24 protein-coding genes are annotated in these 24,130 nt (G+C 29.0%); 19 read left to right on the top strand and 5 right to left on the bottom strand.

Annotated elements, in window-relative coordinates; translation table 11 throughout:
- Positions 1-16: 16 nt before the first annotated feature.
- Entirely contained in the window at positions 17-1,165 is a 1,149-nt protein-coding gene (locus ACEQT4_RS07855) for an O-antigen ligase (protein ID WP_081653170.1), read from the bottom strand.
- Between the two features lie 258 nt (positions 1,166-1,423).
- Here ACEQT4_RS07855 and ACEQT4_RS07850 point away from each other — a divergent pair, with 258 nt between their 5' ends.
- The 11 genes from ACEQT4_RS07850 (at position 1,424) to ACEQT4_RS07800 (ending at position 13,903) form a co-directional block, all read left to right on the top strand.
- Complete coding sequence (locus ACEQT4_RS07850; RefSeq protein WP_370226872.1) at positions 1,424-2,419, top strand: O-antigen ligase family protein; 996 nt, start codon at positions 1,424-1,426, stop codon at positions 2,417-2,419.
- 160 nt (positions 2,420-2,579) lie between these two features.
- Entirely contained in the window at positions 2,580-3,782 is a 1,203-nt protein-coding gene (locus tag ACEQT4_RS07845; protein WP_370226870.1) for an O-antigen ligase family protein, read from the top strand.
- Positions 3,772-4,971, top strand: coding sequence for a glycosyltransferase family 4 protein (locus tag ACEQT4_RS07840; RefSeq protein WP_370226869.1), 1,200 nt, complete (start codon positions 3,772-3,774; stop codon positions 4,969-4,971). The genes ACEQT4_RS07845 and ACEQT4_RS07840 overlap by 11 nt, the downstream gene beginning before the upstream one ends.
- The gene (locus tag ACEQT4_RS07835; protein ID WP_027879303.1) at positions 4,971-5,576 is read left to right on the top strand and encodes a sugar transferase; all 606 of its coding nucleotides are present in this window, start codon (positions 4,971-4,973) and stop codon (positions 5,574-5,576) included. The genes ACEQT4_RS07840 and ACEQT4_RS07835 overlap by 1 nt, the downstream gene beginning before the upstream one ends.
- 2 nt (positions 5,577-5,578) lie before the next feature.
- Positions 5,579-6,220 carry an acetyltransferase gene (locus ACEQT4_RS07830; RefSeq protein ID WP_370226868.1) on the top strand — a complete coding sequence of 214 codons (642 nt, stop codon included), beginning with the start codon at positions 5,579-5,581 and terminating at the stop codon, positions 6,218-6,220.
- 2 nt (positions 6,221-6,222) lie between these two features.
- Positions 6,223-7,353: a DegT/DnrJ/EryC1/StrS family aminotransferase gene (locus ACEQT4_RS07825; RefSeq protein ID WP_370226866.1), complete on the top strand. Its 1,131-nt coding sequence runs from the start codon at positions 6,223-6,225 to the stop codon at positions 7,351-7,353.
- Positions 7,354-7,447: 94 nt separating this feature from the next.
- Positions 7,448-9,409, top strand: a complete 1,962-nt coding sequence (locus tag ACEQT4_RS07820; protein WP_370226865.1) for an SDR family NAD(P)-dependent oxidoreductase — start codon at positions 7,448-7,450, stop codon at positions 9,407-9,409.
- 6 nt (positions 9,410-9,415) lie between these two features.
- Entirely contained in the window at positions 9,416-10,714 is a 1,299-nt protein-coding gene (locus tag ACEQT4_RS07815) for a UDP-glucose/GDP-mannose dehydrogenase family protein (protein WP_370226864.1), read from the top strand.
- Entirely contained in the window at positions 10,715-11,704 is a 990-nt protein-coding gene (locus ACEQT4_RS07810) for a UDP-glucuronic acid decarboxylase family protein (RefSeq protein ID WP_370226863.1), read from the top strand.
- Positions 11,705-11,711: 7 nt separating this feature from the next.
- Complete coding sequence (locus ACEQT4_RS07805) at positions 11,712-13,124, top strand: exopolysaccharide biosynthesis polyprenyl glycosylphosphotransferase (RefSeq protein ID WP_370226862.1); 1,413 nt, start codon at positions 11,712-11,714, stop codon at positions 13,122-13,124.
- Entirely contained in the window at positions 13,124-13,903 is a 780-nt protein-coding gene (locus ACEQT4_RS07800; RefSeq protein ID WP_370226860.1) for a glycosyltransferase family 2 protein, read from the top strand. The genes ACEQT4_RS07805 and ACEQT4_RS07800 overlap by 1 nt, the downstream gene beginning before the upstream one ends.
- Here the strand turns inward: ACEQT4_RS07800 and ACEQT4_RS07795 are convergent.
- Positions 13,887-15,194 carry a phenylacetate--CoA ligase family protein gene (locus ACEQT4_RS07795; RefSeq protein ID WP_370226859.1) on the bottom strand — a complete coding sequence of 436 codons (1,308 nt, stop codon included), beginning with the start codon at positions 15,192-15,194 and terminating at the stop codon, positions 13,887-13,889. The two genes, ACEQT4_RS07800 and ACEQT4_RS07795, sit on opposite strands and share 17 nt — an antisense overlap.
- Positions 15,195-15,481: 287 nt before the next feature.
- Here ACEQT4_RS07795 and purD point away from each other — a divergent pair, with 287 nt between their 5' ends.
- The gene (gene purD / locus ACEQT4_RS07790) at positions 15,482-16,756 is read left to right on the top strand and encodes a phosphoribosylamine--glycine ligase (protein ID WP_370226858.1); all 1,275 of its coding nucleotides are present in this window, start codon (positions 15,482-15,484) and stop codon (positions 16,754-16,756) included.
- On the opposite strand, the gene ACEQT4_RS07785 is transcribed toward purD, so the two are convergent.
- Positions 16,751-16,978 (bottom strand): hypothetical protein, encoded by a 228-nt coding sequence (locus ACEQT4_RS07785; RefSeq protein ID WP_027879293.1) that lies wholly within the window; start codon positions 16,976-16,978, stop codon positions 16,751-16,753. The genes purD and ACEQT4_RS07785 overlap by 6 nt on opposite strands.
- Before the next feature lie 38 nt (positions 16,979-17,016).
- Here ACEQT4_RS07785 and ACEQT4_RS07780 point away from each other — a divergent pair, with 38 nt between their 5' ends.
- A complete protein-coding gene (locus tag ACEQT4_RS07780) occupies positions 17,017-17,940 on the top strand; it encodes a DUF6427 family protein (protein WP_370226856.1) in 924 nt (307 codons plus the stop codon).
- Here ACEQT4_RS07780 and upp read toward each other — a convergent pair.
- Positions 17,929-18,588, bottom strand: coding sequence for a uracil phosphoribosyltransferase (gene upp / locus ACEQT4_RS07775; protein WP_370226855.1), 660 nt, complete (start codon positions 18,586-18,588; stop codon positions 17,929-17,931). The two genes, ACEQT4_RS07780 and upp, sit on opposite strands and share 12 nt — an antisense overlap.
- A gap of 111 nt (positions 18,589-18,699) precedes the next feature.
- Here upp and ACEQT4_RS07770 point away from each other — a divergent pair, with 111 nt between their 5' ends.
- Both ACEQT4_RS07770 and ACEQT4_RS07765 read left to right on the top strand, forming a co-directional pair.
- A complete protein-coding gene (locus ACEQT4_RS07770) occupies positions 18,700-19,308 on the top strand; it encodes a DUF4254 domain-containing protein (protein ID WP_027879290.1) in 609 nt (202 codons plus the stop codon).
- A gap of 23 nt (positions 19,309-19,331) precedes the next feature.
- Positions 19,332-20,348 (top strand): glycosyltransferase family 9 protein, encoded by a 1,017-nt coding sequence (locus ACEQT4_RS07765; protein WP_370226854.1) that lies wholly within the window; start codon positions 19,332-19,334, stop codon positions 20,346-20,348.
- 187 nt (positions 20,349-20,535) lie between these two features.
- Here the strand turns inward: ACEQT4_RS07765 and ACEQT4_RS07760 are convergent, their stop codons facing one another.
- Positions 20,536-21,594, bottom strand: coding sequence for a 2Fe-2S iron-sulfur cluster-binding protein (locus tag ACEQT4_RS07760; protein WP_370226852.1), 1,059 nt, complete (start codon positions 21,592-21,594; stop codon positions 20,536-20,538).
- A 111-nt stretch (positions 21,595-21,705) separates the two neighbouring features.
- Here ACEQT4_RS07760 and ACEQT4_RS07755 point away from each other — a divergent pair, with 111 nt between their 5' ends.
- Genes ACEQT4_RS07755 through ACEQT4_RS07740 form a run of 4 tightly spaced genes read left to right on the top strand, consistent with a single transcriptional unit; the run spans position 21,706 to position 24,113 of the window.
- Complete coding sequence (locus ACEQT4_RS07755; protein ID WP_027879287.1) at positions 21,706-22,044, top strand: PadR family transcriptional regulator; 339 nt, start codon at positions 21,706-21,708, stop codon at positions 22,042-22,044.
- Positions 22,044-22,694 (top strand): hypothetical protein, encoded by a 651-nt coding sequence (locus tag ACEQT4_RS07750; protein ID WP_370226851.1) that lies wholly within the window; start codon positions 22,044-22,046, stop codon positions 22,692-22,694. The genes ACEQT4_RS07755 and ACEQT4_RS07750 overlap by 1 nt, the downstream gene beginning before the upstream one ends.
- Positions 22,695-22,697: 3 nt before the next feature.
- Positions 22,698-23,420 carry a hypothetical protein gene (locus ACEQT4_RS07745; protein ID WP_370226850.1) on the top strand — a complete coding sequence of 241 codons (723 nt, stop codon included), beginning with the start codon at positions 22,698-22,700 and terminating at the stop codon, positions 23,418-23,420.
- A 3-nt stretch (positions 23,421-23,423) separates the two neighbouring features.
- Positions 23,424-24,113, top strand: coding sequence for a hypothetical protein (locus ACEQT4_RS07740; protein ID WP_027879285.1), 690 nt, complete (start codon positions 23,424-23,426; stop codon positions 24,111-24,113).
- The last annotated feature ends 17 nt before the right edge of the window (positions 24,114-24,130 follow it).

The following is a 24,130-nucleotide window of genomic DNA, read 5'->3' as shown; positions in this document are numbered from 1 at the left end:
AATCATACAATATAGCTTAAATTTGCTGTAAAGTATTGTATTTATTTTTAACATAGAAAAGGGATAGAAAAAGCATAAAAAATAGCACGCCTCTCTGTAAAAAAATAAAATCTTCTATTAATCCTCCTAAAATTAATAATAAAACTATATTTAGATATAAATAATCATTACTTTTTAATGACTGTTTTATTAAATAAAAGGAAATAGCCACAAGAATCAAAAAGCCTAAAATACCATTTTCAGCGAAAGATCTTAAATATATATTGTGAGGTATTAGTATGTCGTTATCACATAGTAATGAAGAAGCCTTTGATAAATTTCCTGCTCCAACTCCCGAAATAAAATTATTCTTTATAATAATAATACAGCATTTATAATACTCAATTCTTGAATAAAAACTACTATTTAATCCTACTCCTAGAATCCACATTTTAATTAAATATAAACCAGATAAAGAAGAGGCTATAAATATAAAATTTACTATCCATTTTTTAAGTGTCAGTAAATAACTGAATATGAAAAAAATTAGCATAATGATTGAAAACTTACTTCCAATGAAAAACAGACTAACAAATAAAATAAGTAATAATAAAGACTTTATAATAATTCTTTTTTTTAAAGTAATAATGTCATGTAATATCAGAGAAATTGAAAAAACAATATATATTCCTATATAAGTATGATGAATGGCACCTGGAAGATAATTGTAAAGCATATAACGAATATAACCATCGGTTAAAGAAAAAAGTCTATATCCGCGATTAGTAATGTAGTAAAAATCATAAACAAAACACCATGAGTATATTACATAAACTAAAACACCAAAAACAAAAGAATAGCAAATTGGTTTAAAATTTTCAATAATAGTTTTAGAGTATGCTATGAAAATTATAGGAAAGATTAAGAAAGATAATTTTATTTCTCTAAAAAAATGAGAATTGAAATCTAACCTTAATAGATTACTTAGAGTGTCAGATAAAAAAAACAGTAAAAACAAAACTAAAAAACTATCTTTGACTTTTCTTTTTACAGAAGGTTTTTCGTTTATAATTGCACCTAAACAAAACAAACCTAAAGCTATAGAAGATATGTTTAGTGGTATTAGTGGTAATGAAAGTGTAAAAGGGAAAATTAAAAGAAGTAATTTTCTAAATATTGTTTTCATAAATTTTAATTGTAAAAGTAAGTAAAAAGAACTTTTTAAAACACTAAATAAGTGCAGAAATTATATTACAGTTTTCAAAATATATTGTGGTCATTAATAATCCTTTCAGGAGTATTAAATAATTTTATAAATGTATATTTATATGAGTTTAGTTTTTCCTTTGTAGTTGTTTTTGTAGTTACAATAGATATCATTTATAATTTATTATCTTTAAAAAAAATTAAAATACCTAAAAATTATTTTAAATTTTTTTTAATAGTGTTAGGTTTTTATGCTGTAATATTATTATCGTTAATTTACTCTCCTTCTCCAAAGTATAAATATATTAAATCAGCAAATTTTATAGTTAGTATAATTTACCTAATTTATCCTTTTTTTATAAGAAAAATAGATATAAAAAAGGCCTTATTCTTGATAAAGTTTGTAGGTCTTTTTTTAAGCTTATTTTATATTTACCAGCGATATAACTACTTTTTACCATCAAATGTTGGTCGTGATACTTTTTATGCAAAGCATCGTCAGTTAAGTGTTGCATATTTAGGATTAGGTGTCTTAATTTCAATAACTTTACTACACGAAAGTTTTAAAAAAAATTGGATTCAAGTTTTATTACTATTATTTCTAATAATAGCTTTGGGTAGTAGAGGGTCGTTTGTTTTTTCAATCATTGTCTTATTATTATTTCATTTTAAAAAAAAATATTCAATAAAAAAATGGTTTTCAAATGGTTTAAGTTTTATAATAATCGGTTTAGTGATACCTATATTTCTTTTTTATTTTGATATTAAAAAATATAATATAGCATCTGCTGGTATATCTAGGTTTAATTCTTTTTTAAATATTTTAAATGATGCTTCAGTTCTTGGTCGAATAGATTATTATACTTATACGATAAAAATGATTTTTTCTTCTTTAAATTCAATCCTTTTTGGATATGGTATAGGTAGTTATGGTGTTTTATATGTTAATATCGATGCACGAAAGTATCCTCATAACATATTTTTAGAATCATGGTTTGAGTTAGGTATTATTGGTTTTGTTTTAATGATATTAATTATTCTGATACCTTTCTTTATAAATAGTAAATCACTTTTATTAAAAGCTATCTATTTTTTTTTAGTTTTGAGTGCAATGAAAACAGGAAATATTACAGATTTATGGACATTATTTTTAACAATTGGGTTGATGTACATGAACCAAGAAAATACAGATTATTTTAATTTTAAAAATATTTTGTTTGTCAAGAATAAATAGATTATTTAAGTTATTTAAAACAACAAATTAATATTAATTATCTTAAAGCAATATCTTACTTTTTAATTTTTTGTCTCATAAAATTCAATATAAATAACTAGATATAAAAAATATAAAAGAATAGTAATAGTATATATATATGCTAATTATGATTAAGTAAATGGAAAACTTTTATAATAACTTTCAAAACAGGCTACTTTCTTTTATTATAGTATCAGGAGTTTTAAATAACTTATTAAACGCTTACATTATTGAATTTAGTTTAACCTTCCTTGTATTAATTATAGTGATTATAGATATTATATTTAATTTATCAAGACGGAAAATTAAAATACCATCTAATTATGCTATAATTATTGGTTTAATGTTTTGTTTTTATCTATTAATTATTACAACTCTGTTTTACTCTCCATCACCTAAATATAAATATATAAAGAGCATGAATTTTATTGTGAATTGTGTTACTTTATGTTATCCTCTTTTTATCAATAAAATAAACATAAAAAAAGTAATGCCTATAGTAAAATATACCGCAATCGTATTAAGTGTTTTTTTTATATATCAAAGATATAGTTATTGGTTACCCTCAAATGCTGAATATAGGGGTCCTGATAGTAGTTACATTAAATTAAGCGTTGTATATTTAGCACTAGGTGTTTTAGTTTCAATTAGCTTAATTTATGAAAGTTTTAAAAAAAATTGGTTACAAGTTTTTATACTACTTTTCATGATTTTGGCATTAGGAAGCAGAGGGTCTTTACTTTTTTCGATTATAACTTTGATTTGTTTTCATTATCAAGAAATATTTAAAATAAAAATAAGGAAGTTAAAAGGTAGCCAAAAAGTATCATTATTATTGCTCATGATAATTTTTATAGGTGTATTTATTAACTTTAGAAATAAGATTTTAAATATTATATCAACTGGAATAGCTAGATTTAAATCTTTAATAAATTTTACTGAAGATCAATCAAGTTTAGGAAGGCTTCATCATTATGATTATTCTTTTGAAACTATTCTGTCTTCACCTATTAATTTTATTTTTGGAAATGGTATAGGTAGTTATGGTATTTTATCTCAAGGTATAGATGCTCGAAAATATCCTCATAACATATTTTTAGAATCATGGTTTGAATTGGGTATATTAGGGGCAATTCTACTTATCTTTATTACTACATCTGTTCTGTTTATTAAAAACACTTCAAATACATTAAAGGGTATTTATTTTTTTCTTTTCCTAAGCGCAATGAAAACAGGAAATATTACAGATTTGTGGCTGTTATTTTTATTTTTAGGCTTAATTTTAAAAACCCATAAGGGTAATACATTTAACAAATTTTATATAAAGAAGAATGCAAAATAAAAATCTTTGGTTTTTTAATCACTACGCTCAAGGGTCTAACCTTCCTGGAGGTACTAGACATTTTGATTTAGGTTTAGAATTAGTGGAAAAAGGCTATAATGTAACCATTTTTTGTTCTGGATATCATCATACTTTACTTAAACATGTAGTAGAATATAATGACAAAGGTTTTTATGAAGAAATAAATAATGGAGTTAAGTTTATTTGGGTTAAAACTTTTCCCTATAAGGCTAATAACTGGAAGCGTATGTTAAATACAGTTTCTTACGCACTTAAATTAAATAAAATTATACCCAAGCTTGGTTTAGAAAAACCTGATTATATTATTGGATCAACAGTTCATCCTTTTGCTCCATTAATAGCATCCAAAATGGCTAGGAGGTTTAAAGCCAAATATATTATGGAAATAAGAGATTTGTGGCCTCAAACTTTTATTGACATGAATTTATGGAAAGAATCAAGTATAACGGCTAAATTTTTTAGATATATTGAAAAAATTAGTGTTATAAAAAGTTCTAAAATTATTGTATTATCACCATTAACAATAGGATATTTAAAAGATAATTATAATTACAATAAAGATAATATATTATTATTACCAAATGGTGTAAATAAAAATTACATTAATAAAGATGTATTAAATAACGAGGTGTCAAGAAAAATAAATATAACTTATTTAGGAGGTATCGAAAAAGTTCATGGATTAGAGTTCATGGTTGACTTAGCTTCAAAAATCAACGACGTTAATGTTACCTTTAATATTTATGGAGATGGTAAGGAAAAACAGTATTTAAGGAACAAGTCTATTCAATCAGGTAATAACAATATTGTTTGGCACGATCCTGTTTCTAAAAGTATAGTTCCTAACATTTTGGCTCAAGCGACTTTGTTATTTGTTTCAACATCAAATGTTCTTTATGGTAGTGAAAACAAATTATATGATTACATGGCTAGTGGTAAACCAATTGTTTTAGCAATAAGAGGTAGTCATAATGATCCAATTAAGGAAATTGGATGTGGTGTATCTTTAAGTAGAGATAACTTGGCTGAGTCTGCTACTAAATTAATGACATTTATTGATGAAGAATTTAAAAATTTTAATGATTTAGGACTTAAAGGACAATCGTATGTTATTAAAAACAGAACAATAGATTTATTAAGTGATAAATTAATCGAATTCCTAAAATAATGTATAAATCCTTTTTTAAAAGAATATTAGACTTTACAGTATCATTTATAGCCATTATTGTTTTTAGTCCAATATTTATGTTGGTCGCATTATTACTACTATTAAATAATAAAGGCTCGGTGTTTTTCTTTCAAAAAAGACCAGGTAAAAACGAACAAATCTTTAAAGTAGTCAAGTTTAAAACAATGACTGATAAAAAAGATAAAAATGGTAATTTGCTTCCAGATGCAGATAGATTAACAAATCTTGGTAAATTTGTTAGAAAAACCTCTTTAGATGAGTTGCCTCAACTTATAAATGTATTAAAAGGCGATATGAGTTTAATTGGTCCAAGACCATTATTGCCAGAATATTTACCTTTGTATAATAATACTCAAAAAAGGAGGCATTCAGTAAAACCAGGTATTACCGGTTGGGCGCAAGTAAATGGTCGTAATGCGATAAGTTGGAGTAAAAAGTTTGAATATGATGTCTGGTATGTAGACAATATGAGTTTTTTTTTAGATTTAAAAATTATAGCATTAACAATTTCAAAGGTTATAAAATCTGAAGATATAAATGCAAAAAATATGGCAACAACAGAAAAATTTAACGGTTTAAATTGAATATGGAAAAAATAGCAATTATAGGAGCAGGAGGTTTTGGTAGAGAAGTTAAATGTTTAATAGATGACCTTAACAAAGCCGATAACACCTACGAAATTATAGGTTTCTTTGATGATAATATCGAAAAAGGAAAACTAATTAATGATTATAAAGTTGTTGGAAATATTGAAGATTTAAATAAGATAGATTATAAACTTAATGTTGTTTTTGGTTTAGGTGAACCAAATCTTAAAAAAAAGATTTATAATAAACTAGGTAATAATAACTTGAAGTTTCCTAGCCTTATACATCCTTCTGTTATTAAATCAGATGATAGTGTAGAAATAGGAAATGGATGTGTAATATGTGCAAATGTTATAATAACATGCAATATTAAAATTAAAGATTTTGTAACATTAAATTTGTGTTGTACCGTTGGTCATGATACAATAGTAGAAAGCTATAGTTCATTTATGCCATCTGTAAATATATCTGGTGAGGTTGTTATAGAAGAGTCTGTCTATGTTGGTACAGGAGCAAAAATAATTAATCAATTAACTATAGGAAACAATACAATAGTAGGAGCAGGAGCAGTAGTATCAAAGTCTTTACCTGAAAAGTGTACAGCAGTAGGTATACCAGCTAAACCTATAAAATTTCATTAAGTATGAAACCAAAAATATGGCTATCCTCACCGCATATGGGAGGAACAGAACAAAACTATGTACAAGAAGCATTTGATACCAATTGGATAGCTCCATTAGGACCTAATGTAACTGGCTTTGAAAATGATTTAGAAAATTACTTGAATAATGATAAGTATGTAGCTTGTCTATCATCTGGTACAGCAGCTATACATTTAGCTTTATTGCAATTAGGAGTTAAAAGAGATGATGAAGTAATTTGTCAAACATTTACCTTTTGTGGATCAGCAAACCCGATAACTTACTTGGGAGCAAAACCAATTTTTGTAGATAGTGAAGAACAGACCTGGAATATGAGTCCAGACTATTTAGAAGAAGCCATAAAAGATAGAATAGCTAAAGGAAAAACACCAAAAGCAATTATAATAGTTCACCTTTACGGTATGCCATCACAAATAGATCAATTATTAGAAGTTGCAAATAAATATAAAATCCCAATAATTGAAGATGCTGCAGAAGCTTTAGGTTCAACTTATAAAGGAAAAAAATGCGGTACATTTGGAGCATATTCAATATTATCTTTTAACGGAAATAAAATTATTACTACTTCTGGTGGTGGCGCATTAGTTTGTAATACAGAACAAGAAAAGAAGCAAACTATCTTTTTTGCAACACAAGCTAGAGACAATGCACCTCATTACGAGCACACAAAAATAGGTTACAACTACAGAATGAGTAATATAAGTGCAGGAATAGGAAGAGGTCAAATGGAAGTCTTAGATAAACACATTAACTTAAGAAGAGCTAATAATCAGTTTTATAATGACTTATTCAAAGACGTTAAGGGTATAGAGGTGCAACAGCAACCAACCCAAGACTACTATTCTAATTTTTGGTTAAGTTGTATATTAATTCATGATGATGCGCCATTTACAAAAGCTCAATTTCAAGCAGCTATGGATGCAGAAAATATTGAAACAAGACCACTTTGGAAGCCAATGCACCTTCAACCTATATTTAACGGTTTACCATTTTATGGAAAAAATATAAGTGAAAAATTATTTAAAAAAGGAGTTTGTTTACCAAGTGGTTCAAACTTAACAGAGAATGAGCTTAACTGTATAAAAAATGTGGTAAATAGTTTATTAGCATAAGGTTAATATCTTATCATAAAAGCGTTTTAAACTCAATAATTTCTATATTGTAGATATATTTAAGATATTTGTAAACTGTTTTTAAACAACCCAGATGCTTAATCAATTAAAACAAGCCTTCCGTCAAGTTATCGAATCTAGTCGTAAGAAGATAGATTTTAAAAATATTGGTTACCTACCAAGATGGGCTATACTTTGTTTTGATACAATAACACTACTTATCTCTTTGTTTATAACAAGGTTAGTTGTGAGCAAAATACAAAAGACGATAATTGTAGATTTTGGTTTTTCTTCGCAAGAGGTTGTCTTATTGTTAATTAATATACTGTTCTTTATCCTATTTAGGACGTATGCAGGATTAATTAGACACTCTACATTTATAGATGCTGCTAAATTTTTAATAGCAACAGCAGCTACTTTACTTTCAGTATTGTTAATCCATTATGGATATTATTTGTTTACATCAGAAGAGGTTTTCTTTATTCCGCAATTATTTATTTATGCAGTTATTTCGTTTTGTGGTTTATTTTTGTTTAGAGTTTTAGTAAAACAAATTTTTGAAATTTATCAAAGCTACAGTGATATTGATACAAAATTAAATGTATTAGTATATGGTACAGACGAAAATGCAATAGCAATTGCAAGTGCTTTAAAATCTGAAAAACCAGCAAGATATAATGTGTTAGGATTTATAGATAAAGAAGGTAAAAATAAAAGCAAAGAGATATTAGGCTTACCAATTATACATATAAATCGCAAGACAGCTGTAATTTTAAGAATTTATAATGCACAAGCTTTAATACTTGCAGATAACAGCCTTACAAAAGAAGAAAGTATTAAAATTGTTGATAGCTGTTTAGAGCATAATTATAAAGTGTTTAGAGCACCATTAATTTCTGATATAGAAAACAAAACAAACTTATCCTCTCAAATACAAAAAATACAAATTGAAGATATTTTAGAGCGTGATCCGATTAAGCTAGACAACAAACTAGTTGCTAAAGAAATTTTTAATAAAACAATTTTAGTCACAGGTGGAGCAGGTTCAATTGGTAGTGAAATAGTAAGGCAAGTAGCTAATTATAAGCCCAAAAAACTATTAATTTTAGATCAAGCAGAATCGCCTTTATATAATATTCAATTAGAAATTAAAAATAATTTTCCTGAACTACAATACGAGGCTGTTATTGCAGATGTAAGAAAAGCAGATGTATTAGAAACAGTTTTTGAAAAATATAAACCTGATGTTGTATATCATGCAGCAGCCTATAAGCATGTCCCATTAATGGAATGTCATCCTTCAGAAGCTGTATTTGCTAATATCATTGGATCAAAAAATGTTGCTGATTTAGCCTGTAAGTATAAAGCAGAAAAGTTTGTAATGGTCTCAACAGATAAAGCGGTAAACCCAAGTAACGTTATGGGTGCATCTAAAAGAATTGCCGAGATCTATGTTCAAGCTCTTCAACAAAAGGTTAATAAAAAAAACAAAGCAACAACAAATTTTGTGACAACACGTTTTGGTAATGTTTTAGGTAGTAATGGGTCTGTAGTTCCTTTATTTAAAAGACAAATTGAAGAAGGTGGACCACTAACAATAACGCATCCAGACATCATAAGATACTTTATGACTATTCCAGAAGCTTGTCAGTTAGTTTTGGAAGCAGGAGCAATGGGAAATGGAGGCGAAATTTTTATATTTGATATGGGTAAGGCTGTAAAGATTATAGACCTAGCTAAAAAAATAATTAGACTAGCAGGATTTACACCTTATAAAGACATAGATATTAAGGTAGTAGGTTTAAGACCAGGAGAAAAACTATATGAAGAGTTGTTAAGCGACAAGTCTACAACACTGCCTACATATAATGAAAAAATAATGATTGCTAAAGTAGAGACATATTCTCATTTAGAAATCAACGATCACATCCAAGAACTAATAACGATTGCAAAAGAGGAAGATAAAAATGCAATCGTTAAAAAAATGAAAGATATAGTTCCAGAGTTTATTAGTATGAATTCTGACTATGAAATTTTTGATAAAAAAATAGTGTAATTCCCAATGAAAATAGCCGTAATTGGTACAGGTTATGTAGGTTTAGTTACCGGAACATGCCTAGCAGAGACAGGAAATGAAGTTTTATGTATTGATATTGACCAAGAAAAGGTTAATAAAATGCAAAATGGAGAAGTTCCAATTTACGAACCACATTTAGATGTACTTTTCGAAAGAAACATTAAAGCAAATAGACTAAGGTTTTCAACTAGTCTAGAAGAAGGATTAGAGCATGGAGATATTATTTTTCTTGCTTTACCAACACCAGAAGATGAAGATGGATCTGCAGATCTAAAATATATTTTAGGCGTCGCAGACAATATTGGTAAACTAATCAAAGATTATAAAGTAATCGTAGATAAAAGTACAGTACCTGTTGGTACTTCAGATAAAGTAAAAGCTGCTGTAGCAAAACATGCAAAAGTAGAATTTGATGTAGTCTCAAACCCAGAGTTTTTAAGAGAAGGATTTGCTGTAGACGATTTTTTAAAACCAGAACGTATAGTCGTTGGATCTAGTAGTGAGCGTGCAACAAAACTTATGGAAAAACTATACAAACCATACGTTAGATCTGGTAATCCAATTATTATAATGGACGAAAAATCTGCCGAGCTAACTAAATATGCTTCAAATTCCTTTTTAGCAGCAAAAATCACGTTTATGAACGAGATTGCTAACTTCTGTGAAAAAGTTGGAGCAGATGTAGATAAGGTGCGTATTGGTATGGGTACAGACTCTCGTATTGGTAAACGTTTCTTATTTCCGGGTATAGGTTATGGTGGATCTTGTTTTCCAAAAGATGTAAAAGCATTACATAAATCAGGACAAGAAAATAACTATAATTTTAAAATATTAGATGCAGTAATTAACGTCAATGCTAGACAAAAATTAGTGTTAATTCCTAAAATAGAAAATCATTTTAATAACGATTTAAAAGGTAAAAACATTGCTGTTTGGGGATTAGCTTTTAAACCAGAAACAGATGATATTCGTGAGGCGCCTTCATTATATATGATTGAAGAATTATTGTCTCAAGGCGCTAACATTACAGCGTTTGATCCAGAAGCTATGTCTAATGTAAAACGTAAGCTAGGCACTAAAATTAATTTTGCTAATTCTATGTATGAAGCGTTAAAAGACGCAGATGCTTTAGTAATCTCTACAGAATGGAGTATATTTAGAACTCCAGATTTTTCTAAAATGAAAGATCTAATGGTAGGTCATACCATTTTTGATGGACGTAATTTGTACGAAGTTAAAGATGTTGTAAACGAAGGTTTTAAATACATATCAATAGGCAGATAAATGAGTCAAAAAAGAGTTTTAATTACAGGTGCTGCAGGCTTTTTGGGTTCACATTTATGTGATAAGTTTGTAAGTGAAGGTTATTTTGTTATCGGCATGGATAACTTTATTACTGGAGACTCTAAAAATATTGCACACCTTACAGGAAACTCTAATTTTAGATTTATAGAACATGATGTAACCAATTACATTAATATAGAAGGAGATTTAGATTATATACTTCATTTTGCATCACCAGCAAGTCCAATAGATTACTTAAAAATTCCTATTCAAACCTTAAAAGTTGGTAGTTTAGGCACGCATAACTGTTTAGGATTAGCACGTTCAAAAGGAGCTAGAATGCTTATTGCATCTACATCAGAAGTATACGGAGATCCTTTAGTTCATCCTCAAACAGAAGATTACTATGGTAATGTAAATACCATTGGACCAAGAGGTGTTTATGACGAAGCTAAACGCTTTCAAGAAGCCATTACTATGGCATATCATAGATTTCATGGCTTAGAGACAAGAATAGTTCGTATTTTTAATACTTATGGACCACGTATGCGACTTAACGATGGTCGTGTTATACCTGCATTTATGGGACAAGCCTTACGTGGTGAAGATTTAACCGTTTTTGGTGACGGCTCTCAAACGCGTTCATTCTGTTACGTATCAGATCAAGTAGATGGTATTTATAAGTTACTATTAAGTGATTACACAAATCCTGTAAACATTGGTAATCCGCATGAAATTTCAATTAAAGATTTTGCAGAAGAAATCATCCAATTAACAGGTACAGATCAAAAAGTGATTTATCAAGACTTACCAATTGACGACCCTATGCAACGTCAACCAGATATTACAAGAGCTAAAGATATTTTAGGTTGGGAACCAAAAGTTGGCAGAGCAGAAGGCATGAAAAAAACTTTCGAATATTTTAAAAGTTTAACTGAAGAAGAGCTTTACAAAAGCGAACACAAAGACTTTACTAATTACCATAAATAAATAGTTTATGGAGTTTAAACGCGGTAGATATTCTTGGTTGTTAAGACCATTTTTGGTGCTTTTTGACATTTTTGTCATCAATCTTTTTGCGTTTTATATTTTCAATTTTAATGAAGAAAATTTATACTTTTTCTCTTCAGCGTTATTAAATAATAAACATTTATTATACATCTTTTACTCAACTATCGCTTGGTTAATGTCTACATCATTAATCAACTTTTATAGAGTATATAGATATACCTCTGTTCTTAATATAATTTCACTTTTAATCAAGCAATTTTTTGTATTTGCTATCATTGTATTTGCTTTCATAGGGATATTTAGAAGTATAGATATCCAAGCTTTTACAACATTAAAATACCTTATTTACAGTTTTGCTTGCATAGCTTTTGTTAAACTAATTAGTTTTTATGTTTTAAAGAGTTTTAGAAGCTATTTAAACGGAAACGTAAGACGTGTAATTATAATCGGTAAAAGCGAAGGCGCATTAGAACTTAAACAACTTTTTGAAATAAAAAAAGAGTTAGGATACCAGCTAAAAGGAATGTTTGCTAACACTAAAAATGAAAACGAATTTACAGGTAACATAGAAGATAGTTTTCAGTTTTTAAATGAAAATTCTGGTATTGACGAGATTTATTGTTCGATTGACGAGCTTACAGAAAATCAAGTTAATAAATACGTTAAATACGCCAATTTGCACCATTGCAATATCAAGTTTATTCCCAAAACCAATAAATTAATAACAAAGCGATTAAAAACCGATTATTACAATTACCTACCTGTCTTATCTATGCAGGAAGTCGCTTTAAATAATAGTTTTAATAAATTGGTTAAGCGTACTTTTGATGTTTTGTTTTCGTTATTTGTAATTGTTTTTATTTTATCATGGTTAACGCCGCTATTATTCATTTTAATAAAACTAGAATCTAAAGGACCTTTATTTTATAAGCACAAACGTAACGGGATTAATTATAAAGAGTTTGATTGCTATAAGTTTAGATCCTTAAGAGAAACTAAAGAAGTTAAAGGAACTTACGTCACTCAAGATGATAACAGATTAACCACAATTGGTAAGTTTTTAAGGAAAACAAGCATAGACGAGATACCTCAATTTTATAACGTTTTAAAAGGCGATATGAGCGTTGTGGGACCAAGACCACATATGCTGTCTTACACAGAAGATTACTCGAAAAAAATAGATAAATATAACTTCATTTTTAGACATAATGTAAAACCAGGAGTAACCGGTTTAGCGCAAATAAAAGGGTATAGAGGAGAAGTTAAAAATGATGAAGACATTATAAACCGTGTTAAATACGATAACTTTTATATCGAAAATTGGTCACTAGTTTTAGATTTAAAAATCATTTTTCAGACTACAATTAATATCTTTAAGGGACAAAAACAAGCTTATTAATGCAACCTTTAGTGTCCATTATTACTCCAATGTATAATTCAGAAAAATTTATTCTGAAAACTATTAATAGCGTTGTAAATCAAACCTATTCTAATTGGGAATTGTTGCTTATAGACGATGGTTCAACCGATAATACCATTCAAATCGTTGAAGGTTTTAAGCAGAAATATTCTAACATTAAACGACTTCAAAACTCAACCAATTTAGGTGCGGCTCAATCCAGAAACAAAGGAATACTAGAAGCAAAAGGTGATTACATAGCGTTTTTAGACGCAGATGATTTATGGAAACCCAATAAACTAGACCTACAAATTCAATTCATGCAAACTCATAATTGCGACGTTAGTTTTTCTAGTTACGAGCAAATAGATGAAAACGGTAAACCACTATACAAATTAGTACAAGCCTTACCAAAGCTTACGTATAATAAATACCTAAAAACAAACTACATTGGCAACTTAACTGGAATGTACAATGCCAAAACTTTAGGCAAAATAACAAGTCCAGACTTAAGAAAAAGACAAGATTGGTTATTATGGTTAGCTGCAATTAAAAAGTCTAGCAAACCAGCTTTAGGTATTCAAGAATCTTTAGCGTATTATCGTGTTAGGCAAAATTCAATTTCATCTAATAAAATAGAATTACTTAAATACAATTACCTAGTCTATAAAAAAGGCTTAGGATTTAGTACTATAAAATCGCTTTACAGAATGTTTATTTTTCTTTGGGAACATTTTATGGTGAAATCTAAGCTGATTGTTCCTACAGAGAAGAAATAAACTGCTTCAACTTACCACTGTTTTGACGTTGTAACACTTCTTTTTGCTCAAAAACTAGCTTAAGTTTTGGTTCTAAGTATTTATCAACTGCGTTTTGTACTGCTTGTTTTTGCTCATTTGTTAGAGAGTTTTTAGCAACGTAACTAATTAAAAAAGAGTCCAATTTGGTTTGTTCGATAACAAATTCTTTAACGTTGGCTTTTGTATCCATCACGGTTTTAGTGACGTAATAAAAAGTTAATCCTGCTGAAGTTTTTCCGCTAGGCAATTTAATAATATCACTAGTTCTACCCGTTAATTGTTCTAAAAAGGGTTGTTTTAATGTGCTAGCTGTAGACAAACTTCCAATGTCACCAAGTTCGTAACGTATAAATGGATGCGCACGATTAAACAAATCGGTAATCACTACTTTTCCTGTCTCTCCGTAGGGTAACGGTTGGTTGTTTTCGTCTAAAATTTCAACATATAAGTGGTTGCTATTAACCAACCATTGGTTGTCTTTATTTTGGAAAGCTATTAAACCCAATTCCGCAGCGCCATATTCGTTAACAATTGGAATATTAAATTGTCTTTCAAGTAATTGTTTGTCTGCTTCAAAAAGCATTTCAGAGGTTACAATACACACGTTTAACGTTGGACAAACTTCTTTTAAAATGATGTTTTTTCGCTCTAAAAACTTAGCAAACTGTACAATACTACTGGTATAACCGTTAATGTAATCAAATTTTGTATGCTTAAACTTTTTCAAAACAGTTTCTAAAGCAGCATCACTCAAATTAAACACTGAAAACCGAAAACGATTACCTAGCCAATCTTTTAAACGCTCTTTGTAATACCCTTTTTTATCTAGCGGAATGCCATAAAAACGCGCCTGTTTAGACGTATTTAAATCAATATCATACCAAGCATAACGTTGCATAAACGTAGCCCAAGTCATAGCATGCGCAAAATTGTCTTTAGCAAAGCTAAAAGGCGTACCCGAAGAGCCAGAAGTTTTATGTTGATGTACCGTTTTTTCGGTGTATTTGTTAGACAAACGATCTTTTAAAGGTTGCTGTAAATTAGCTTTGGTTAACACAGGTAATTCGTTCCAATTATTGGAGTTAATACCGTTGCATAACTCTTGATAAAATGGCGTGTTTTCTAAATGAAATTGCACAATACTGCGTAATTGTCTACTTAGAAAATTAGCATACGCTTTCTCGTCATAACTTTCAATTAAGCGCAAGGTTTTTTTAGCTTCCTTTATCGGGAAACCTTTAAGACGTAAAGACCATTCAAATCGTTTCAAAAGGTTGAATTTTATATTGTAAATATATTACACTTTATAATGAAATTCGTCAGTTTGAGTGAATTTTCACGATTAGAAAGAGTGAAAATTTGTATCGAAAACAAGAATTTTAACTAAAATAGACCTCGATACAATTTCTCATATTTCAAAATTACTCAAACAGACAATATTTGATAAATTTCAATTACAAATTGAAAGCGAATTTAAATATTAAAACTATCTGATTAAATCCTAACAGAATTCTTTTAAATAATTATTTTTGTGCCAAACAACACAACAAACAACTCATGAATATTTTAGTATTAGGTTCTGGCGGAAGAGAACATACAATAACTTGGAAATTAGCGCAAAGCGAAAAATGTGGTAACCTTTTTGTAGCACCAGGAAACTCTGGAACAGCAAAAATTGCTAAAAATGTACCAGTTTCGGTAACCGATTTTCCTGCAATAAAGGACGTAGTACTAAACAACAATATAGAAATGGTTATTGTTGGACCAGAAGATCCTTTAGTGCAAGGTGTTCATGACTACTTTTTAGCTGATGAAGAGCTTAAAAATGTAGCTGTAATCGGACCGCAAAAAGCAGCAGCAACATTGGAAGGTAGTAAAGAGTTTGCTAAAGAATTTTTATTTAGACACAACATTCCTACTGCAGCTTACCAAAGTTTTAATGCGCAAAATGTAGAAGAAGGTTATGCCTTTTTAGAGACTTTAAATCCGCCTTACGTATTAAAAGCAGATGGATTAGCAGCTGGTAAAGGTGTTGTGATTTTAAATGATTTAGATGAAGCTAAAGCCGAATTAAAAAGTATGCTTGTAGACGCTAAATTCGGCGATGCGAGTACCAAAGTAGTTATCGAAGAGTTTTTAGACGGAATAGAATTAAGTTGTTTTGTGTTAACCGATGGTAAAAACTATAAAATACTTCCAACAGCAAAAGATTACAAGCGTATTGGCGAAGGCGATACAGGTTTAAACACTGGCGGAATGGGAGCAGTATCTCCAGTACCTTTTGCAGATCAAGCGTTTTTAGATAAAATAGAAAACCAAATTGTAAAACCAACTATTGAAGGTTTACAAAAAGACAATTTGCCATACAAAGGGTTTGTGTTTATTGGCTTAATTAAAGTTGGTGACGATCCAAAAGTAATAGAGTATAACGTGCGTATGGGCGATCCAGAAACCGAAGTAGTTCTACCAAGACTTAAAAACGACTTTGTAGTTTTAATGGATGCTATAGCAAATCAAACATTAGATAAAGTTACTTTAGAAGTAGATCAAAGAGCAGCAACAACAATAATGTTAGTGTCTGGCGGATATCCTGAAGCTTACGAAAAAGGAAAAGAAATTTTTGGAGTAGAAAAGCCTACGGATTCTATTTTATTCCATGCTGGTGCACAAGAAAAAGACGGTAAAATAGTAACGTCTGGCGGACGTGTTATGGCGGTAACTAGTTATGGAAAAACTTACCAAGAAGCCATAAAAAAATCTTACCAAACTATAGAAAATAATCTAAAGTTTGATAAGATGTATTATAGAAAAGATATTGGTTTCGACTTATAAATAAGAATGAGACGAAATACTTTTATCTTCTTCGTTGTTGTTATTAAACTTTTTTAATTGTCCCATCCAATAAACAAATGCAACAAAACCAATGATCATAAATAACCAGTTCATTATGTTTGCTGCCCACCAGTTTTCTAACTCTAATTCTCTTAAAGCGTCTAATGGAGCAAATAAAACGTTAACAAATAAATCTTGTATTGCGTAAAAAAAATCTTTCATGATTGTATATTTATACAGCAAAAATACAAAAAGAGTTAATGATTACAACAATTTTTAGTAAATCCAAACCAATTAATTTTTTAATAGTGTTTTGTGTGCTACTTGCTTCACTTTTAATATTAGAGTTTAAGTATGCTCACAGCCTATCGGTAAATTATGGTTTAGTCACTAAAATAGGCATGTTTTTAATAGTGTTTTTTTCAGTATTATTGCTTCATTTTATTGTTGTAAAAAATGGTCTATCACAGCAAAGTAATATAGAACTTTTAGTGTTTGTTTTATTTGTTTTAGCTGTACCACAAACATTTATATCTTATAAAATTATAGTTTCTAATATGTTTATTTTGATGGCTTTACGCCGAATGATAAGCATTAGATCTAAAAAAGAAATTATTAAAAAATTATTCGATTCTGGATTTTTAATAGGACTAGCAAGTGTATTTTATTTTTGGTCTATATTATTCTTTCCGTTAATCATAATTTCACTATTGTTTTTTTCTGAATCTAAAGCGAAATATTATTTTATTCCGGTGTTAGGTTTAGCAACTTTAGTTGTCATTTTGACTGCAGTTTCAGTAATATTTTATGGTGATATTTTTTCAATTTTTCCTAAGAAAATAGCCTTCAGCTTTAATTATACAGCATACAATTCGTTTCAACTCATTGGCGCAATAACAATTTTATTGTCCTTTGGGTTATGGTCTTCTGTATTTTATTTAACAACTATTAAAAAGAAAATGAGAAGTTACAGACCATCCTATAAAATTATGTTTGTTGCTTGTATGTTTGCGACTGCAATTGCTGTAATTACTCCAAATAAAAACGGTAGTGAGATGTTATTTTTATTTGCGCCATTATCTGTAATTATCATGAATTACATTGAAACGATTACAGATAATTGGTTTAAAAACTCATTTTTAGCACTATTAATAATAGCACCAATTGTACTGTTAGTTTTGTAGTTTTTCACCAAAAGCTAAGTCGCCAGCATCTCCTAAACCAGGTACAATATAGCCTTTATCATTTAATTTATCATCTACAGTAGCAATCCATAAATGAGCATCTTTAGGTAGATGTTTTTCTAAATACTCAACGCCTTCTTTAGCGCCAATAACAGCAAAAATATGTAAGTTTTTAGCAGTCCCAAAAGGTTGTAAAGCTTTGTAGGTAGCCACTAAAGATTGTCCAGTTGCTAGCATCGGATCTGCCAAGATTAATGTTTTGTTATTTAAGTCAGGACAGGCTAAGTATTCAACAACAATTTCAAAAGTTTCAGGGTTTTCTTTGTGATGTCTGTAAGCAGAAATAAAAGCATTTTCTGCTGCATCAAAATAATTAAGTAATCCGTTATGTAAAGGTACGCCAGCACGTAAAACAGAGCATAAAACAATATTGTTGTCATGAGTTTTAACTTCCATTTCGGCTAAAGGTGTTGTTATTTTTTTTGAAGAAAACTCTAAGGTTTTGCTCATTTCATAACTTAAAATTTCACCTATACGTTCAATATTTCTTCTAAAACGCATACTGTCTTTTTGAACAGAAACGTCTCTAAGTTCAGCTATAAATTGATTTAGGATAGAGTTTTTTTCAGATAAATTATGAACAATCATGACTTAATTATTAATGTGAATTACAAATTTATTATTATTTGTAAAGCCTTTTAAGGTATGACTCATTTTTATTTTTAAAATGTGTAATTTTACAGTCTTAAATTATAAAATATGTTTACAGACAAAGCCAATAAAATTTTTCAAGACGTTATAGAAAAATACCACGTTATCAATACCGTAGACCAACCGTTTACAAATCCTTACGACAAAAAATCTAACCTTTTAGAACACTTGTTATACCGTAAATGTTGGATTGATACCGTACAATGGCATTATGAAGATATTATTAGAGATCCACAAATAGACCCAGTAGCAGCTTTAAAATTAAAAAGACAAATCGATGCCTCTAACCAAGATAGAACGGATATGGTAGAGTATATTGATAGTTATTTTTTAGAAAAATATAAAGACGTTACACCTAAAGCAGATGCAACTATTAATACAGAAAGTCCAGCTTGGGGAATAGATAGATTATCAATCTTAGCATTAAAAATCTATCACATGCACGAAGAAGCAACTCGTGAAGATGCTACGGATGCACACAAAGAAGCTTGCCAGAAAAAACTAGACGTATTATTAGAGCAACGTGTAGATTTAAGTACTGCAATAGATACACTTTTAGACGATATTTCTAAAGGTGATAAATACATGAAAGTGTATAAGCAGATGAAAATGTATAATGATGATGAGCTTAATCCTGTATTAAGAAATCAGAAATAATTTCAATTTAATTATAAGTTGAAATGCAAACAACGCAACACATTTTAGTTATACGTCTATCTGCAATGGGTGACGTTGCTATGACAGTTCCTGTGTTGAGAGCATTTACACAACAACATCCAAAGGTCAAGTTAACGGTGTTAACTAGACCTTTTTTTGCGCCTTTTTTTAAAGATCTACCAAATACTTCGGTTTTTATTTTTGACGAAAAGCAAAAGCATAAAGGTGTTTTTGGGTTGTATAAATTATACAAAGAACTAAAAGCACTAAATATTGATAAAGTTGCCGATTTACACAACGTTTTACGTACCAAAATTTTAAAGTTATTCTTTTTCGGAAAGACGTTTGTACAAATCGATAAAGGTAGAGCAGAGAAGAAGGCATTGATAAATGGTGACAGTTTTAAACCCTTAAAAACAACCCATGAAAGATACGCCGACGTGTTTAAAAAATTAGGCTATTCTTTAGACTTATCAAACCCAAGGTTTCCTGAAAGAAAAACGCTTCCTAAGTTAATTATAGAGCAAGTACAACCATCAAAAAAACAATGGATAGGTATTGCACCATTTGCTCAATATCCTTCAAAAATGTACCCTTTGTCACAAATGAAAAACGTTGTAAATGCTTTAGAAGAGCAATACAATATATTTTTATTTGGAGCTAAAGCAGAACAGCAGCAATTAAGTGAATTGTCAAGTTCAAAAAATGTTGTAAATGTTGCAGGTTTACTAAATTTTGAAGACGAATTAGATTTAATTTCTAATTTAGATTTAATGGTTGCTATGGATTCTGGTAATGCCCATTTAGCAGCTATGTTTGGCGTAAAAGTATTGACAATTTGGGGCGTAACTCATCCTTATGCTGGTTTTTCAGCGTTTAATCAACCATCAGATTATCATTTATTACCAAATAGAAATACATTTACTAAAATACCTACCTCAATTTACGGTAATAAATATCCAGAAGACTATAAGGATGTTGCAGGAAGTATTACTTCAGAAGAAGTTATAGAAAAAATTCAATCTATTTTAAAAGCATAAAAAAAAGCCTCAATTTCTTGAGGCTTTTTAGATTTTACTACTAATTCATATTAATATTATCCCTTAAACTAACACATTTGTAGCATTCTAATCTTTAGCTAATTTATAATGATTAGTTTAAGAACTTTAAAATGATATCCAACGATTTGAATTGTTCGACAAAATGCAATAAAAAACGACAAATTGCTTAAATATCATCATAATCAACTATAATCTTTGCAGATACAGGATGTGCTTGGCATGTTAAGATTAATCCTTCGGCTACTTCATTATCGGTTAAAATATTGTTTTGTCTCATTGTTGCTTTACCTTCTTTGACTCTTGCTAAACAACTGCTACAAATACCACCTTGGCAAGAATAAGGCGCGTCTAAATCCTGCTCTAAAGCAGCTTCTAAAACAGACTGTTGTTGTGACATTGTAAATGTTTTTTCTTCATCATCAACAATTACAGTTATAGATGTTGTACCGTCAGTGACTTCTTCTAAATCTTCTACAGAGACTGAAGATGTTGTTGTAAACAACTCAAAAAAGATTTTACTATCTTCTATATTATTTTCTGCTAACACATCTTTTACGGTATTAATCATACCTTCTGGTCCGCAAAGGTAAAATGCGTCAATATTTACATCTTTGTATTTATTCTTAACAATAAAGTTGACTGTGCTTTTTTCAATACGACCAAATAGCGCATCTTTTTCTTGAGATTGACTATATAAAAACTGGATAGTTAATCGGTCACTATATTTATTTTGAATATCTAAAAGGTCATTTAAAAAGATAGTATCCTTTAATGTCTTGTTACCATAAACTAATACAAATTTACTGTTTGGCTCTTCTTCTAAAACTGTTTTTAAAATACTTAAAACCGGTGTAATACCACTACCTGCAGCAAACGCAGCTATGGTTCTAGTTTTTGAAGTGTCAGGTGTAAAGGTAAAACGACCTTGTGGTTGCGCAACGTCTAAAGTATCGCCAACTTTTAAAACTTGATTAGCGTATTTAGAAAATGTTCCGTTTTCTACTTCTTTAACCGCAACGGTTAGATTTCCGCTTGACGGAGAAGTACACAAAGAGTAATCGCGTCTTACTTCTTTACCTTCAATATCTGTTTTTAAAGTAATGTATTGTCCTGCTTTAAATTTGTAATCTTCCTTTAAATGATCTGGTACGGCAAAAGTTATAGATACACATTGATCTGTTTGACGTGTAATATCTTTAATATTTAGTGTATGAAATTGAGACATAGTTTTAAATTTTAATGCAAAAATAATGAAGCCTAAACGGAAAGTCGTCTGTTTTATAAAAAATTAATACCTAAGTTTATTATGCATAAGAAAATTATGTATATTTGAATCATGGCAAATTCTAAATTATATAAAGGTAGTTTAACTACAATTATTTTAAAGCTTTTAAATGAAAGTGATAAAATGTATGGATATGAAATTACCCAAAAAGTAAAAGAAATTACTAAAGGAGAGCTTAAAATTACAGAAGGCGCATTATACCCTGCGCTTCATAAATTAGAAGCAGATGGCTTGTTGGAAGTTGAGATGAAAAAAGTTGATAATCGTTTACGTAAATATTATAAACTTACAGAAAAAGGAAACAAAGAAACGGTTAATAAACTAAACGAATTACAAGAGTATATAAAAACCATGCAGATTTTAGTTAATCCAAAATTTGGTTTAGAGTAATGAAGAAGTTAACTAAAGAAGACATACAGTTTATAGACACTTATTTAGATAACTCAGATGTGGTTTATGCAGATGTTAGGTTAGAAATGGTAGACCATATAGCCTCAGATATAGAAAACTCTATGAAAAATGGAGATGAAAGAGATTTTTATTACATATTTAAAGATTACATGGTTAATAATAAAGTCTCATTATTAAACAATTATAAATCATTTAAAAGTAAAACTCTCAACAAATTAATATTAAAGCTTTTAAGATCATTTTTAACTTTAAAATCTATTTTTTTAACCTGTGTTTTAGTGGGCTTATGTTTACTCTTTAAAGAACACATTGTTACATCTTTAAATGAAGATGTTTTTATTATGCTTTGGTTTTTTACAACGCTTTTAGTTTTTGTTTTATGGTTATATAGTAATACAAAAACTAAAACAAGATTTATAGCAATAGAGCAGTTATTTCTTGCAATGTTACTTTTAACCTATTTCGCAAAAAGTGCTTTTATTGATATTTGTATGAGGTTTGTAACAAATGATAATAAAGACTACCTGTATTTAGGATTATTAGTGTTTTTTATTGTAACGTGGTTTAATTTTATTAGTATAACTATTAAAAACTTTCAATATTACAGTAATAGACTAAATCTTATTTAATAAATGAAGCTTACAAAAGAAGAAATACAATATATAGACAATTACTTAATCAAATCTAAGGTTAAGTATTGGGATGTACGTGTTGAACTATTAGATCATATTGCATCTGCAGTAGAAGAAAAAATAGAAAAAGAAGGAATTTCATTTAACGAAGCTTTATTAGAAGTGCATCAAAGTTTTGGAAATAGTACAGAGGTTTACGGTAGGTATCATGGTAAACTATTAAAAGAAGGATTGTATGCAGATAATAATGGCTTTAAAAAATTTGAAAGACAAAAACAGAAAAGTATAGGCCGAAAACTAAGAAAAGCACATTGGCAAGAATTGAAAAATTTAATGTTTACGTCTAAGTTTTTATTAGAGTTTACAGCTTTTAGCATTATTAGTTACTATGGTTTTAATTTTTATCCTAAAGTGTCAAGTACTTTGGTTTTAGGACTACTAATGTTACCATTATTTTTTAGCGCTTTACACTCAATAAAGGATAAGGTTTCAAAACGGTCTTTAAATATTACAATGTCTTCTGGAATTATAATGTTGGCATGGAGTTTATACAATATGGTTTTTCAGTTGTTTGTAATGCTTAATAAAGACCAAGATAATAAACCATATTATATACTATTTATAACAGCAATATTACTTTACCCTATCATGAGGTCTAGTACAAACACTTACTTTAAATATTATAATAAATACAAAAATATTTTTTCTAAATTAACAAATTAGATTTTGAAAGTTACACCATCACAATTACAAGATTTATATGCGTTTACAAGAAATCATTATGTATATCATTACGATTTACAAACAGAGCTTGTAGACCATTTAGCTAATGATATAGAATCTATTTGGCAAGAAAACCCTAAGCTGTCTTTTGAAGAAGCAAGAGATCAATCTTTTAAAAAGTTTGGTGTTTTTGGTTTTATGGATGTGGTAGAGCAACGTCAAAAAGCAATGAATAAACGTTATTACAAATATTTATTATCAGAACTTAAACAATGGTTTTCTATCCCAAAAATAATAATGACCGCAACTTTATTTGTTACTTTTTTTACACTACTTCAAACAAGTTATGCTAAATATTTTTTCTTTATAATATTTGGTGTATTGGCAATTTGGACATTATTTAGAAGTATACAGCTTAATAGAGAGTTTAGAAAAAGAAAAGAGATATCTAGTAAAAAATGGTTGTTAGAAGAGCTTATTTTTAAACAAGCAGGAAGTATTGGTATAATTTTTTTATCTCAATTTTATAATATCTCAATGTGGAGTGATGTTTTTATATCTAACACCAAATTAGTTTTATTAACTGCAGCAATTTTTACACTCTTATATTTAGTTAATTATATAAGCTTTAGAGTTATACCAGATAAAGCAGAAGAGTTGTTAAAAACAACTTATCCTGAATTCAGTTTGTAACAAATCTATAAACTTAG

Source organism: Mesoflavibacter sp. (assembly GCF_964226795.1).
Classification (GTDB): Bacteria; Bacteroidota; Bacteroidia; order Flavobacteriales; family Flavobacteriaceae; genus Mesoflavibacter; species Mesoflavibacter zeaxanthinifaciens.
The sequence above is the reverse complement of the archived record's forward strand: the minus strand, read 5'-3'. Positions and strand labels throughout refer to the sequence as shown.

What these genes read in the sequence shown, in the direction of transcription:
- ACEQT4_RS07785 (WP_027879293.1), bottom strand. Translation starts at nt 16,978, where the DNA reads ATGAAAGATTTTTTTTACGCAATACAAGATTTATTTGTTAACGTTTTA.
- ACEQT4_RS07805 (WP_370226862.1), top strand. Translation starts at nt 11,712, where the DNA reads ATGGAGTTTAAACGCGGTAGATATTCTTGGTTGTTAAGACCATTTTTG.
- ACEQT4_RS07820 (WP_370226865.1), top strand. Translation starts at nt 7,448, where the DNA reads ATGCTTAATCAATTAAAACAAGCCTTCCGTCAAGTTATCGAATCTAGT.
- ACEQT4_RS07855 (WP_081653170.1), bottom strand. Translation starts at nt 1,165, where the DNA reads ATGAAAACAATATTTAGAAAATTACTTCTTTTAATTTTCCCTTTTACA.
- ACEQT4_RS07815 (WP_370226864.1), top strand. Translation starts at nt 9,416, where the DNA reads ATGAAAATAGCCGTAATTGGTACAGGTTATGTAGGTTTAGTTACCGGA.
- ACEQT4_RS07830 (WP_370226868.1), top strand. Translation starts at nt 5,579, where the DNA reads ATGGAAAAAATAGCAATTATAGGAGCAGGAGGTTTTGGTAGAGAAGTT.
- upp (WP_370226855.1), bottom strand. Translation starts at nt 18,588, where the DNA reads ATGATTGTTCATAATTTATCTGAAAAAAACTCTATCCTAAATCAATTT.
- ACEQT4_RS07765 (WP_370226854.1), top strand. Translation starts at nt 19,332, where the DNA reads ATGCAAACAACGCAACACATTTTAGTTATACGTCTATCTGCAATGGGT.
- purD (WP_370226858.1), top strand. Translation starts at nt 15,482, where the DNA reads ATGAATATTTTAGTATTAGGTTCTGGCGGAAGAGAACATACAATAACT.
- ACEQT4_RS07810 (WP_370226863.1), top strand. Translation starts at nt 10,715, where the DNA reads ATGAGTCAAAAAAGAGTTTTAATTACAGGTGCTGCAGGCTTTTTGGGT.
- ACEQT4_RS07835 (WP_027879303.1), top strand. Translation starts at nt 4,971, where the DNA reads ATGTATAAATCCTTTTTTAAAAGAATATTAGACTTTACAGTATCATTT.
- ACEQT4_RS07845 (WP_370226870.1), top strand. Translation starts at nt 2,580, where the DNA reads ATGGAAAACTTTTATAATAACTTTCAAAACAGGCTACTTTCTTTTATT.
- ACEQT4_RS07760 (WP_370226852.1), bottom strand. Translation starts at nt 21,594, where the DNA reads ATGTCTCAATTTCATACACTAAATATTAAAGATATTACACGTCAAACA.
- ACEQT4_RS07800 (WP_370226860.1), top strand. Translation starts at nt 13,124, where the DNA reads ATGCAACCTTTAGTGTCCATTATTACTCCAATGTATAATTCAGAAAAA.
- ACEQT4_RS07840 (WP_370226869.1), top strand. Translation starts at nt 3,772, where the DNA reads ATGCAAAATAAAAATCTTTGGTTTTTTAATCACTACGCTCAAGGGTCT.
- ACEQT4_RS07770 (WP_027879290.1), top strand. Translation starts at nt 18,700, where the DNA reads ATGTTTACAGACAAAGCCAATAAAATTTTTCAAGACGTTATAGAAAAA.
- ACEQT4_RS07745 (WP_370226850.1), top strand. Translation starts at nt 22,698, where the DNA reads ATGAAGCTTACAAAAGAAGAAATACAATATATAGACAATTACTTAATC.
- ACEQT4_RS07825 (WP_370226866.1), top strand. Translation starts at nt 6,223, where the DNA reads ATGAAACCAAAAATATGGCTATCCTCACCGCATATGGGAGGAACAGAA.
- ACEQT4_RS07750 (WP_370226851.1), top strand. Translation starts at nt 22,044, where the DNA reads ATGAAGAAGTTAACTAAAGAAGACATACAGTTTATAGACACTTATTTA.
- ACEQT4_RS07780 (WP_370226856.1), top strand. Translation starts at nt 17,017, where the DNA reads ATGATTACAACAATTTTTAGTAAATCCAAACCAATTAATTTTTTAATA.
- ACEQT4_RS07755 (WP_027879287.1), top strand. Translation starts at nt 21,706, where the DNA reads ATGGCAAATTCTAAATTATATAAAGGTAGTTTAACTACAATTATTTTA.